Origin of the sequence: Paenibacillus sp. FSL H8-0457 (assembly GCF_038051935.1) — a bacterium.
GTDB lineage: Bacteria > Bacillota > Bacilli > Paenibacillales > Paenibacillaceae > Paenibacillus_AQ > Paenibacillus_AQ lautus_A.
This window is the reverse complement of record NZ_CP150293.1, coordinates 5,632,947-5,645,610: the sequence shown is the minus strand read 5'-3', so window position 1 is coordinate 5,645,610 and position 12,664 is coordinate 5,632,947. Positions and strand designations below refer to the sequence as shown.

Below are 12,664 nucleotides of genomic sequence, written 5' to 3'. Positions count from 1 at the left end.
AGAGGAGGTCCCTGCCTCCTCCAGTGTCCAGGTCATCCGATATTTATTTTTTTTCTTTCACTTATCGACTTTAGAATCAGGTAGCGGCTCCTTGCCGTTTCCGAAAAAAGGTCTTGAGCGCCTCGTACACTTCCCCTTTGTCTTTTATGACATGGTACATGAATTGGTCCAGCTTGATATTTTTATACGCCGACATCAGCGTGCTGCTGCGATTGTATTGATTGACCTCGCCGTAACCGAACATGTTGCTCACCTTCAGCAGCTCCCCGATGAGTTTGACGCAGCGTTCATTATCGGATGTGAGATTATCGCCGTCCGAGAAATGGAAGGGATAGATGTTGTATTTGGAAGGAGGATACCGGTGATGAATGATATCCAGCGCCTTCTGATACGCGGATGAACATATCGTACCGCCGCTTTCGCCGCGCGTGAAGAACTCCTCTTCGGTTACTTCCTTCGCTTCGGTATGGTGGGCGATAAACACGATTTCCACCTTCTCGTACTGCTTGCGGAGGAAACGGGTCATCCAGAAGAAAAAGCTGCGCGCGCAGTATTTCTCGAAGGAACCCATGGAACCGGAAGTGTCCATCATGGCGATGATGACCGCATTGGATTCCGGTATGACGGTGTCGTCCCAGGTTTTGTAGCGCAGGTCGTCCGGACTGATGCCGTGGATGCCGGGCTTGCCGTCCCTCGCATTGCGGCGCAGATTCTCCAGGATGGTGCGTTTCTTATCGATGTTGGACATGATGCCTTTTTTACGGATGTCGTTGAACACGATGGACTCCGTCTCGATCTGCTCTTTATCCTTGGGCTGCAGCAGCGGGAGCTCCAGCTCCTCAAACAGCATATTCTCCAGCTCTTCCAGGCTGACCTCGGTTTCCACAATATCCTGTCCCGCCTGGTCACCGGCCGATTCTCCTTTTCCGGGCTGGGCCGCTGAAGGGTCGCGTCCAAGGACGTCCCCAACCTGACTGTCACCGTCGCCTTGACCGACATGCTTTTGCTTCTGGTAATTGTAGATGAAACGGTATTCGTCAAGGCTTCGGATCGGAACTTTAATGATCTGCTTTCCGTCGGACAAAATAATGTTTTCCTCAGTAATAAGGTCGGGCAGGTTGCGTTTGATCACTTCGCGGATTTTATGCTGGTGACGTACCTGATCCTGATAGCCTTTGCGGTGCAGCGACCAGTCTTCACGGGATACGACAAACGACAGAGCGTCTTCATTTTGCATGGACAGTCACCTCCCAAGTGTAGCCTTGACACGGTTGCCGTCTTTTCGGCTGTAGTATCTCATTATATTCGGGAGAAAGAGCGATATGTGAGTGTGAATCCGTGTTTGCCATGAAAAAGACACTTAACCTGAAATGGATCAGGCAAGTGTCCTGGTACGTAATCCTTATGCGCTTAATACGAATAGGAAAAGGGCGCCGATGGTGACGATGACTACGCCGTTCACGATGGTGGCAATGACGGCGACGGCACGCTTGCGTGTTTTAGAGAAGCAGCCGACAATGCCAAGCGCCAGGCCTACGATATTGATGATCATCACGAGAATGAAAACGGCCGCCAGCGTGGTCATCGCTTCAAGCGTTTCCTGAGTCGGCTCCAGGATCGGCCCGTTTTCCGTCATGTAAGGTTCAATCATCGTGGTGCCGAGCGCGCCGAGCAGAATATAACCAAGCAGCGTCACGATCGACAGAATGAATGATGCAATGCCGAAGCGGGAGTTCTTTCTGTCCTCGGGAGGAATGAAGGTGGTTTTAGGTCGCTTGGGCGAATCTTGCCCCTCGGATGGGGAGGAAGGTGATCGTTGATCCATGTACATAATCGCTCCTAACTTGAGATTCATTCTTAATGGGTCCATGCAGGGTTTCCAAATAAAAGACATCCTTATTAATCTTTCACAAAATGGCCCTGAAATCAAGTCCAAAGCGCTTACACGCCGGTGGAAAAGCGTACGCGAATCCGTTAAACTTAACATGATTACATATGGACACGGGTGTCCGCTGACAAAAAGGGGTTGAAAAAAACATGAGTCGTGCTTTCATCGCATGGGGCTCGATCCTGATGGCATTGTCCGTCGCCATTGGAGCATTCGGCGCCCATATGCTGGAGGATATCATTACGCCGGACGAGCTTGCCACCTATGAGACGGGCGTCCACTATCATATGATACACGGACTGGCGGTCCTGATTACGGGGATTGTGGCCAAGGTGCTGGGCGAATCCCGGAAGCTGTTTTGGGCGGGGGCTTTATTCATCGCGGGAACCGTTATTTTTTCCGGCAGTCTCTACGTGTTAAGTATATCCGGCATCAAATGGCTAGGGGCGATTACGCCGATCGGCGGCGTATCCTTTATCGCAGGCTGGCTGATCCTGATGTCCTCGGCGCTGTCCCGTAAAAACTAGTACTCAAAAAAAAGAACGGCTTCACCGATCCCTGATAAAGGGCGGCGATGCCGTTTTTACATACCTATGGTATGCTGCCGACTCAGCTCACGCTGAACTCGTCGATTTCATTGAGTTTGAAGGTATATACCTGCTTCTCATCGACATGATAGACGTTGACCAGGAAATTGCTTTCGTCATAGTTGAGTATGCGGCAGGGGAGACTTGTCTGCTTACCATGGCGGTTGGTTGTCAGGCGAACAAGGCGATTGTCCTTACTGTATACTTTAATCCATTCAAAGGGATCATTTCCGGCGAGTGGAGTTTGGACAGGAGGTGCGCTTGCAGCGATCTTTTTTTCCGGCGAGGATATCGCAGGCGGAGCAGGTTTCTCATGCTGAGTCGTGGAAGAAGCCATCTTCCGGGAGGCATTGCTAATAACGGAATCTTTCTTGGCTTGGACCAAGGTGTTGATAATTTCTCCAAGTTCCATTCCGGACTTAATCCGGAAATCGACGACTTCGGCCTTGTCGTTCAGCATTTCCAGCAAATATTGCAAAGCCAGTGCGTTGGAGGGACTCTTGACCAGAATATCAACGTTGAATAAAAAGCCGTTATCATCGGTGACAGGAATTGTGTTCATAGCTTTTATCATTCACCAGCTTTCACAGGTTTTCTTCTGAATCAAATATACCATAATTTTCGAATTTTCATAGTCCTAATGTCACGGATATTTCATTTTTATTCTATTAAATCGAGAGACGTTCGCACCATAAACATAAGGCGCCCTTGCGCAATATCAGAGACATTCGCACCATGTCGGTTCAAAGAGAATAAATATAATTCTAAGCCGATGTGAGGGGAGGATTGTTTATATTGGTGACTTTACTGCCGATCGAGATTGAAGGACATACCGTTATGGGCGTCGAGGTCAAACTTCCGAAAACTACGCTGCTGGCTGTATACACTTCCCGCGGTTATATTATGTGCGGTGCCCTCGATGTGGGCCTTCTGAACGAACAGCTTGCAGACCGCAAGATTATTGCCGGGAGAGCCGTTGGGGTTCGCACATTGGAGCAGCTGCTGGAGGCACCGCTGGAATCGGTAACCTTGGAGGCGGAGAAGTGGGGCATTCATCCCGGCCTCGCCGGCAAGGATGCGATCCTGCGGATGATCTGAGCCCAGCAGGCTTAAGCGGTACAAGAGTGATTCCGGTGCGGATCGCTCTTTTTTTAATGAGATAAGCGATGCTTTTGCTCAGCTTCACAGGGAAAAAATGCGCCGAAACGCCATCAAAGAGAACAAACGGACAATCGGCGGGGGCCTTTTGTCCGTTTGTTCGTTGATGGCGTGAAATCTTGCAGCGACTTACTCGAACAAGCTTTTCAAGCTCTCTTCGTAAGGTGCTTGCACGACGCCTTTTTCCGTTATGATCGCCGTCACGTATTCGTTCGGCGTAATGTCGAAGGCAGGGTTGTACACTTTAACGCCTTGCGGAGCGGTGCGCTTGCCGAAACCTTCCGTGATTTCTTCCGCCGGCCGCTCCTCGATCGGAATATCGGCACCCGTCTTCGTATTCAGATCGATCGTGGACAACGGGCACGCCACATAAAAAGGTATGCCATGGGCTTTCGCCAGAACCGCGACCCCATACGTACCGATTTTGTTGGCGACATCGCCGTTTGCGGCTACGCGATCCGTACCGACGATAACCGCTTGTATCCAACCTTTGGACATGACCATAGCGGCCATGTTGTCTGCCAGCAGCGTGACGTCGATGCCGGCCTGCTGGAGTTCAAAAGCGGTTAGGCGGGCACCTTGCAGAACGGGTCTCGTCTCATCCGCGAACACCTTGATGTTCAGGCCCTGCTCATGGGCCAGATACATTGGCGCCAGGGCGGTCCCGTATTTGGCGGTCGCCAATCCCCCCGCATTGCAGTGGGTGAGGACGCCCATGCCGTCCCGGAAGAACGGCAGCGCGTTCTCGCCGATGCGGCGGCATACATCCTCGTCCTCGGCCCGGATGGCCTCGGCTTCGGCGAGCAGCGCCGCGTTCAGACCGGCCGTGTCGAGATCCGAAGCCGCCAGCTTCTCGGCTGCAAGCTTGATGCGGTCCAGCGCCCAGAACAGATTGACGGCCGTCGGTCTGGACGTTGCGAGATAAGCGCAGGTCTTTGCGACTTGCTGAAGCCATTCCTCGCGACCATCGGTTTCCACCTGCATTCCGCCGAGAACGGCGCCGAATGCTGCCGCGATGCCGATCGCCGGTGCGCCGCGGACTTTCATGGAGTGAATCCCTTCCCAGACTTCTTCTGGCGTATAGAGCTTAAGATAGACGATCTCTTCCGGGAGCAAGCGCTGATCCAGAAGGACCAGATGGTCTCCTCCCCAGTAAACCGAGCTTAGCGGTTCATAGGTGCTGGCATTGCCGGTAGTCATACCGCTCATATCGATACCTCATTTCCTTTGGATGCTTGCGTGATCAAGGTCAGTATGTCCTCGAAGGACTTGATGCTGCGGTGATGGCGCACGAGATTTTTGCCGATGGCGAGCGCTTTGCGCTGTGCGGTCTCTCTGGCCTTATCGTCCGCTATGGTGTCGATGTCCGCAACATGGGACAATCCGACGATGCGCCGAATCATTTTGCAGCCGGCGAATCCTGCGGCATCCTTCAAAATCTGCGACACATAATGGTCCTGATAGCCTGGCGTGCGGGACATCTCGTCCAAGAGATTTTCGTTCCACAGCGTGCGGAAGTTGTTCTCGAATTGGGTCCAAACGCTGCTTGCCATCTCGAGGAGTCGGGCTTCCCGGGCGGCCAGCGTCTGCTCGTCCTTGCTCCAGCCCGGCTGGGCCGCATAGTTGAGCAGCAGGTTGCCGATCACCGCGCCGATATCGAATCCCATCGGGCCGAAATAAGCGAATTCCGGGTCGATCACCTTGGTGGATTCCGGCGTGACGAAGATACTGCCCGTATGCAGGTCCCCATGGAGCAGAGCTTGCGCATGGGTCAGGAACTTATGGCGCAGCAGCGCGACTTCGAAGTGAAGCGGCAGGTCGGCGCGAAGGGCTTCCGCTTCATCGGCAATGCTCTGTTCATAGTTGTTGTTGGCGGATTCGCGGTATGGATCCTCAAAGATTAAGTCTTCGGTAATTTTGCATAGATCCGGATTGACAAAACGGCCGGCAAGTTCCTTCTTCTTCTGCTGGTTCATCCCCAGATCCGACGTATAGAACAGGGTTCTGGCCAAAAACCGGCCGATATGCTCCGCGAACTTCGGATAGGCGATGCCTTCGATAAGGCCTTTGCGCATGATGGTATACTCGCTCAAGTCTTCCATCACGGTGTAGGCGAGCTCATCCGAATAGCCGTATACTTTCGGAACGAGGTCAGGGCACAGGGAGTACTCCGTCTCCAGGGCGAGACGCTCGATGCGCGCGCGGTCGAGAGACAGCGGCCAGGATTCGCCTACGACTTTTGCATAAGGAACAGCTTGCTTGATAATGATACTATCAGCCGTATTTTTGGCGGTGACATGAAACACCAGATTGAGATTGCCGTCGCCGATTTCGCGGCATTCGAGTTCGGCATGGTCCGGGAACCGGCCCGGTATACTTTTAGCTAATTGTATCGCTTCGTCCGCGTTCAGCGGATGATATGCAGACATGGATGGTCACCCCCAAATATAATAGAAGAAAAACAAAGCCAACTTTTTTGCTTGGTATTACCTAGTATAACGTTTTTTCGCGAATTTTGTATAATTTTTTGGCAAGCCTCAAGGTTAGCCGAACCTGATTCGCTTCGCAGTCCTGAGGGTAAACTACAAATAGACGCCCAAGCACAGGATGTACTCATATATTAATGAAGGAATAGCATTAGCAGATGGTTCCAGTTACAATGGGGATACACCGATCTGCCGAATATTCCTTTGACGCAGTACAGGGTGCATTTCATATAGAAAAGGAAGGGATAAACCATGGCAAAAACTACATCTGGCAAAGCTGCAGGAAAAACGAAAAACGCAAGTCTGGAGCAATTGCTCAATCAGCAGGTTGCGAACTTCAACGTGCTCTATGTCAAACTTCACAACTATCACTGGTATGTAACCGGAGAGCAGTTCTACTCCCTTCATGTTAAATTCGAAGAGCTGTATGACGAAATCACGCTTAAAATGGATGAGGTTGCGGAGCGCCTGCTTTCGATCAAAGGCAAGCCGGCTGCCACGATGAAAGAATATCTGGAGCTTGCGACCGTTCAGGAGGCCTCCGGCAACGAGGATACCCGCGGCATGGTACAGGCCTTGGTCGAGGACTTTGCTACCGTATCCGAGGAATTGGCGGAAGGCATCGAAATGGCCGAGGAAGCCGGAGATGCGCCGACAGCGGACATGTTCACCGGGTTCAAGGCCGATCTCGAGAAGCATATGTGGATGCTGCGTTCTTACCTTGGATAAAGCGTGATTCCAATAGAATGATTCCCGATTCATTCCGTATATTCGCTGCAGCTGAGACTCGTTAACGAGTCCTTATAGCTCTTGGTGCCCCCGACACCGTCTGACGACGCGCGGTTGACGCCGTTGCCTAGATGCCGTGACCGACACGGGGAGCCTCAGCATATACGGCGGATGAAAAGGGCAGAATGAAACAGGCTTGGCCGGTTAATCGGCCAAGCCTGTTTTTAATGGTTACAGTTGTCCGAATGTTGTCTCCAAAAGGCTTGTCCGGTTGAAATACGTCATTTTTTATTATAAAATGGCTTGAGAATCATTGATAATCAGTTTAGAATGATTATAAATAAAGAATCACTTTTTATTTTATGAAATCAGGGCGTACAATCCTGTTATCATATGGGACAACAAATACACTACCTATTCAACGGAGGGAATCTAATATGTCAACCAAGTTTGTCATTGAAGGATTGAAAGCAACAATCGAAGGCAAGGAGATCCTGAAGGGGATCAACCTTGAGATGAAGGGCGGAGAAGTTCATGCCATCATGGGACCAAACGGAACGGGTAAAAGTACGTTGGCTTCCGCGTTGATGGGTCATCCTAAATATGAAGTAACCGAAGGTAAAGTATTCCTCGACGATGAAGACGTGCTGGAGATGGAAGTAGACGAGCGCGCACGCGCAGGTCTGTTCCTGGCCATGCAATATCCGAGCGAAATCGCCGGCGTGACGAACTCCGATTTCCTGCGCAGCTCCATCAATGCACGCCGCGGCGAAGGCAACGAGATTTCCCTGATCAAGTTCATTCGTCAAATGGAAGGCAAAATGAAAGAGCTCGAGATGAATCCCGAGTTTGCTCACCGTTACCTGAACGAAGGCTTCTCCGGCGGTGAGAAGAAGCGTAATGAAATCCTGCAAATGATGATGCTGGATCCGAAAATCGTCGTGCTTGACGAAATCGACTCCGGTCTGGATATCGATGCTTTGAGAATCGTGGCGAACGGCGTAAATGCCATGAAGTCCGAAGAGCGCGGTTTCTTGATCATTACCCACTACCAGCGTTTGCTTAACTATATCACGCCAGATTACGTTCACGTTATGATGCAAGGGCGCATCGTGAAATCCGGCGGCCCTGAGCTGGCTGAGCGTCTGGAAGCGGAAGGTTACGACTGGATCAAGGAAGAGCTGGGCATTACCGATGAAACTGTAGGTCAAGACGCGTAAATAGACGGGAGGAGGAAACGATATGACTACACAAACCATTCTTCCGGTCAACGCTGAGGCTCTGAAGGCATTGTCCGAAAGTAAACAGGAGCCGGCCTGGCTTACAGACAGCCGTCTGGCAGCCCTGGAACTGGCCGGCCAGTTGGAACTGCCCAAGCTGGAGAAACAACGCATCGAGCGTTGGAACATCCACAGCTACGGTGAATATAAAGAGAGCAATAAACTCGCTTCCCTTGACGAATTGCCTGAGCATGTGGCCAAACTTGTCGAAGGCTCGAGAGAAGGCGGTTTGGTTATTCAACGCAATTCCGGAACCGTATATGCAAGCCTGGCACCGGAACTCGCAGCCAAAGGCGTGATTTTCACCGATTTGGAAACAGCGGTTAAAGAACACGCGGATTTGGTTAAACCTTATCTGCACCAAGCGCTTAAGAGCGATGAGCACGCCATGGCCGCTCTGCATGCTGCCGTATGGAACGGCGGAGTATTCCTCTACGTTCCCAAGAATGTGGAGGTCGATGTTCCGCTGCAAGCGGTCATGCTGACCGACGATGCTGAAGCCACGTTTGCTCCGCATGTGCTGGTCGTAGCCGAAGCGAACAGTCAGATTACTTATGTAGACAACTACGTATCGGATTCCCTGGCTGCGGCGGTAACCCATAACGGCGTGGTGGAAGTGTTTGCTAAGAACGGCGCGAAGGTGCGTTACGCATCCGTTCACCAATTGGCCGGAGAAGCAACGGATGTCACATTCCGCCGCGCGGTGCTTGACAACGACGCTTCGATCGAGTGGATCGTCGGCGAGATGAACGATGGCGATACAGCCAGCGACACCATGAGCATTCTGAAGGGCAACGGCTCGACATCCGATGCAAAAATCATTGCGGTAGGTTCCGGATCCCAGAAGATCAACTACACCACGCAAGCGAAGCATTTCGGCAAGAGCTCCGCATCCCAGATGATCACCCGTGCGGTCATGCGCGAAGAAGCACAAGCCATCATCAACGGCATTACCAAGATCGAGAAGGGTGCAACGAAGGCGGACGGACAGCAGACCGAACGCGTTCTGATGCTCAGCCCGAAAGCCCGCGGCGACGCGAACCCGATTCTGTTGATCGACGAGGACGACGTAACGGCCGGTCACGCAGCGTCCGTAGGACAAGTGAACCGGGAGCAAATTTACTACCTGATGTCCCGCGGCATCTCCCGTTCCGTTGCAGAATCCCTGATTATTTACGGCTTCTTGGCTCCGGTTGTCAGCGAAATTCCGCTCGAGGGACTTCGCGACCAGCTGCAGGGGCTCGTTGAAAGGAAGCTGGGACAATGATCGCCTCCGTCCGTGAGCAATTTCCCATTCTTCACCAGGAGATCAACGGACATCCGCTGGTATATCTCGACAATGCCGCGACATCGCAAAAGCCGCAGGTGGTCATAGATGCCGTCAAGCGGTACTACGAATGGGAGAACTCCAATGTGCACCGCGGAGTTCATACGCTCGGCAGCCGTGCTACCGATGCTTATGAAGGAGCCAGGGAGAAGGTTGCCCGTTTCATAAATGCCGAGAGTTCGGAGCAGATTATATTCACCCGCGGAACGACGACGGCCCTGAATCTGGTGGCTTCATCCTACGCACGCTCCGTTTGCGGTCCTGGAGATGAAATCGTCCTGACGGAAATGGAGCATCACAGCAATCTCATTCCGTGGCAGCAGGCGGCCATCGCCGTCGGCGCTACGCTGAAATATATTCCTTTGCAGCCTGACGGCACGATCCGTGTCGAAGATGTAGAGGCACTGGTGACCGAACGGACCAAAGTCGTAGCCATCGCATACGTGTCCAACGTCATGGGCGTCGTGCATCCCGTTAAACAAATCGCGGAAATCGCGCATCGGCACGGTGCCGTTATCGTGGTGGACGGGGCACAAAGCACGCCGCACATGAAAGTGGACGTTCAGGACTTGGACTGCGATTTCTACGCTTTGTCCGGACACAAGATGTGTGCTCCAACAGGTATCGGCGCATTATACGGCAAGAAGGCGCTGCTGGAATCAATGGAGCCGATCGAATTCGGCGGAGAGATGATCAATGACGTCGGGTTGTACGAATCGAACTGGAAGGAGCTCCCTTGGAAGTTTGAGGGCGGCACGCCCATCATTGCAGGAGCTGTCGGACTTGGCGCCGCGATCGATTTCCTGGAGGAAATCGGAATGGACGCCATCGAACGGCATGAGGCTCAGCTTGCGAACTACGCCATGGACCGGATCTCCGAGATCGAAGGCATCTCCATTTACGGTCCCCGTAAGCGTAAAGTGGGCCTTATCACATTCAATCTTGGAGACGTTCATCCGCATGACGTGGCAACCGTTCTGGATGCCCAGGGGATTGCGATTCGTGCAGGACATCATTGCTGTCAACCGCTTATGCGTTGGTTAAAAGTATCTTCCACGGCACGCGCGAGCTTTTATCTGTATAATACAGAAGAGGACGTTGATCGATTAGTTAGCGCCTTAATCCAGACAAAGGAGTATTTTGGCGATGCAACTTGACGATTTGTACAGACGTGTCATCATGGATCATTATAAGAACCCCCGCAATCGCGGCAAGTTTGAAGAAGATGCGGTAACCATCGATTTGAACAATCCGACTTGCGGAGATCGCATTTCCTTGCAGCTTAAGGTAGAGAACGGCGTGGTTGCCGATGCCAAATATACGGGGGAAGGCTGCTCCATCAGCATGTCTTCCGCTTCGATGATGACGGACGCCGTAAAAGGAAGAACGCTGGACGAAGCCATCAGTTTGGCGGACCGCTTTTCTTCCCTTATGAAAGGCGATGAAGTGGATTTTGACGAGTACGAGGATATTGAAGCCCTATCCGGTGTTAACAAGTTTCCTGCACGCATTAAATGCGCAACACTTGCGTGGAACGCACTCCGAAAAGGAATTGACGCGAAGTAAGCGAATAAACAGATCGATAGGGAGGTAAGTTAAATGGCTAAAAAAGCGCCAGAAATGGAAGAGTATAAATATGGTTTCCGTGACGAGCACAAGGCTATTTTCCAAACCGGTAAAGGTTTGACGCGTGAAGTCGTTACGGAAATATCCAAAATCAAGAACGAGCCGGAATGGATGCTGGAATTCCGTTTGAAGGCTCTGGAGCAGTTCGAGAAAATGCCGATGCCTCGTTGGGGCGGCGATCTCGACGAGCTGGATTTCAACGATATCCAGTATTATGTAAGACCTTCCGAGAAGCAAGGCAAGACGTGGGAGGAAGTACCGGCCGAGATCAAGGAAACCTTCGATAAGTTGGGTATTCCGGAAGCAGAGCAGAAGTTCCTGGCGGGCGTATCCGCACAGTACGAATCCGAAGTGGTCTACCACAATATGCAAAAGGATCTAGAGGATCAAGGCGTTATCTTCATGGATACCGACACGGCTCTTAGAGAGCATCCGGAGATTTTGAAAGAGTACTTTGCAACGGTCGTACCTCCGACGGATAACAAATTCGCGGCTTTGAACAGTGCGGTATGGTCCGGCGGAAGCTTCATCTATGTGCCGAAAGGCGTACAGTGCGAAATTCCGCTGCAAGCCTACTTCCGGATCAACTCCGAGAACATGGGTCAGTTCGAACGCACGCTGATCATTGCCGACGAGGACAGCTTCGTGCATTACGTTGAAGGCTGTACGGCTCCGATCTACAGCACGAACTCGCTTCACAGCGCCGTGGTAGAGATCATCTGCAAAAAGAACGCGCGTGTTCGCTACACGACGATTCAGAACTGGGCACCGAACATCTACAACCTCGTAACGAAGCGCGCGGTTGCGGAAGAGAACGCAACGATGGAATGGGTGGATGGTAACATCGGCTCCAAGCTGACGATGAAATACCCTGCTGTCGTCCTGAAAGGACGCGGTGCCAAAGGGATGGTGCTTTCCATCGCGGTTGCGGGCAAAGGCCAGCATCAGGACGCTGGGGCGAAAATGCTCCACCTGGCGCCGGATACGACGTCCACGATCGTATCGAAATCGATCAGTAAGCATGGCGGTAAAGTAACATACCGCGGTCTCGCCTCGTTCGGCCGCAATGCGGAAGGCGCGAAAGCGAACATTAAGTGCGATACGCTCATTCTCGATAATGAGTCGACATCCGATACGATTCCGTACAACGAAATCAAGAACGATAACATTACGCTGGAGCATGAGGCGACCGTCTCCAAGGTATCCGAGGATCAATTGTTCTACCTCATGAGCCGCGGACTTACGGAAGACGAAGCTACGCAGATGATCGTTATGGGCTTCATCGAGCCGTTCACCAAAGAACTTCCGATGGAGTATGCCGTTGAAATGAACCGCCTGATCAAGTTCGAGATGGAAGGTTCCATCGGCTAAATAGTTCATCATATGAAGACAGGAGCGAATCACTCAGAGATGGGTGATTCGCTCTTTTTTTGTGCTTGAACGTTTAAGGTATGTCACCGAGGCGTGGACGAGGACATTTATAGATTGCACAGGCCGGTTGGACGCGTCTTCGATTTTGCCAAAATCCAATAAGAGTGAAAAACGTCACAAGGCAGACGCTAAAAACGCCAGCCTCAAGGCTG

Annotated in this window: 13 protein-coding genes; 8 read left to right on the top strand and 5 right to left on the bottom strand. The window is 51.9% G+C overall.

Annotated elements, in window-relative coordinates; all coding sequences use genetic code 11:
• Nucleotides 1-76 precede the first annotated feature (76 nt).
• Together yhbH and MHI43_RS25170 are read right to left on the bottom strand one after the other, a co-directional pair.
• Nucleotides 77-1,237 carry a sporulation protein YhbH gene (gene yhbH / locus MHI43_RS25175; RefSeq protein ID WP_009595852.1) on the bottom strand — a complete coding sequence of 387 codons (1,161 nt, stop codon included), beginning with the start codon at nucleotides 1,235-1,237 and terminating at the stop codon, nucleotides 77-79.
• 165 nt (nucleotides 1,238-1,402) lie between these two features.
• Nucleotides 1,403-1,825, bottom strand: coding sequence for a hypothetical protein (locus tag MHI43_RS25170; protein ID WP_235201616.1), 423 nt, complete (start codon nucleotides 1,823-1,825; stop codon nucleotides 1,403-1,405).
• 212 nt (nucleotides 1,826-2,037) lie between these two features.
• Between MHI43_RS25170 and MHI43_RS25165 the strand changes: the two genes are divergently transcribed.
• On the top strand, nucleotides 2,038-2,415 hold the full coding sequence (locus tag MHI43_RS25165; protein ID WP_009595784.1) for a DUF423 domain-containing protein: 378 nt from the start codon (nucleotides 2,038-2,040) through the stop codon (nucleotides 2,413-2,415).
• An 82-nt stretch (nucleotides 2,416-2,497) separates the two neighbouring features.
• On the opposite strand, the gene MHI43_RS25160 is transcribed toward MHI43_RS25165, so the two are convergent.
• The gene (locus tag MHI43_RS25160) at nucleotides 2,498-3,037 is read right to left on the bottom strand and encodes a hypothetical protein (protein ID WP_235201615.1); all 540 of its coding nucleotides are present in this window, start codon (nucleotides 3,035-3,037) and stop codon (nucleotides 2,498-2,500) included.
• A gap of 233 nt (nucleotides 3,038-3,270) precedes the next feature.
• On the opposite strand from MHI43_RS25160, the gene MHI43_RS25155 reads away from it, so the two are divergent.
• Nucleotides 3,271-3,573 (top strand): DUF1805 domain-containing protein, encoded by a 303-nt coding sequence (locus MHI43_RS25155; protein WP_009595810.1) that lies wholly within the window; start codon nucleotides 3,271-3,273, stop codon nucleotides 3,571-3,573.
• A 189-nt stretch (nucleotides 3,574-3,762) separates the two neighbouring features.
• Here MHI43_RS25155 and mtnA read toward each other — a convergent pair whose 3' ends face one another.
• Together mtnA and mtnK are read right to left on the bottom strand one after the other, a co-directional pair.
• On the bottom strand, nucleotides 3,763-4,842 hold the full coding sequence (mtnA, locus tag MHI43_RS25150) for an S-methyl-5-thioribose-1-phosphate isomerase (protein WP_036659840.1): 1,080 nt from the start codon (nucleotides 4,840-4,842) through the stop codon (nucleotides 3,763-3,765).
• Nucleotides 4,839-6,062, bottom strand: coding sequence for an S-methyl-5-thioribose kinase (mtnK, locus tag MHI43_RS25145; protein WP_036659839.1), 1,224 nt, complete (start codon nucleotides 6,060-6,062; stop codon nucleotides 4,839-4,841). The genes mtnA and mtnK overlap by 4 nt, the downstream gene beginning before the upstream one ends.
• A gap of 309 nt (nucleotides 6,063-6,371) precedes the next feature.
• Between mtnK and MHI43_RS25140 the strand changes: the two genes are divergently transcribed.
• The 6 genes from MHI43_RS25140 (at nucleotide 6,372) to sufB (ending at nucleotide 12,452) form a co-directional block, all read left to right on the top strand.
• Nucleotides 6,372-6,848 (top strand): Dps family protein, encoded by a 477-nt coding sequence (locus MHI43_RS25140; protein ID WP_009595811.1) that lies wholly within the window; start codon nucleotides 6,372-6,374, stop codon nucleotides 6,846-6,848.
• Nucleotides 6,849-7,285: 437 nt separating this feature from the next.
• On the top strand, nucleotides 7,286-8,068 hold the full coding sequence (sufC, locus tag MHI43_RS25135; protein WP_015737018.1) for a Fe-S cluster assembly ATPase SufC: 783 nt from the start codon (nucleotides 7,286-7,288) through the stop codon (nucleotides 8,066-8,068).
• Nucleotides 8,069-8,090: 22 nt separating this feature from the next.
• Nucleotides 8,091-9,395 (top strand): Fe-S cluster assembly protein SufD, encoded by a 1,305-nt coding sequence (gene sufD, locus MHI43_RS25130; RefSeq protein WP_036659837.1) that lies wholly within the window; start codon nucleotides 8,091-8,093, stop codon nucleotides 9,393-9,395.
• On the top strand, nucleotides 9,392-10,612 hold the full coding sequence (locus MHI43_RS25125) for a cysteine desulfurase (protein WP_015737016.1): 1,221 nt from the start codon (nucleotides 9,392-9,394) through the stop codon (nucleotides 10,610-10,612). The genes sufD and MHI43_RS25125 overlap by 4 nt, the downstream gene beginning before the upstream one ends.
• The gene (gene sufU, locus MHI43_RS25120; protein WP_015737015.1) at nucleotides 10,602-11,021 is read left to right on the top strand and encodes a Fe-S cluster assembly sulfur transfer protein SufU; all 420 of its coding nucleotides are present in this window, start codon (nucleotides 10,602-10,604) and stop codon (nucleotides 11,019-11,021) included. The genes MHI43_RS25125 and sufU overlap by 11 nt, the downstream gene beginning before the upstream one ends.
• A 33-nt stretch (nucleotides 11,022-11,054) precedes the next feature.
• Nucleotides 11,055-12,452, top strand: a complete 1,398-nt coding sequence (sufB, locus tag MHI43_RS25115; protein WP_015737014.1) for a Fe-S cluster assembly protein SufB — start codon at nucleotides 11,055-11,057, stop codon at nucleotides 12,450-12,452.
• Nucleotides 12,453-12,664 lie beyond the last annotated feature (212 nt).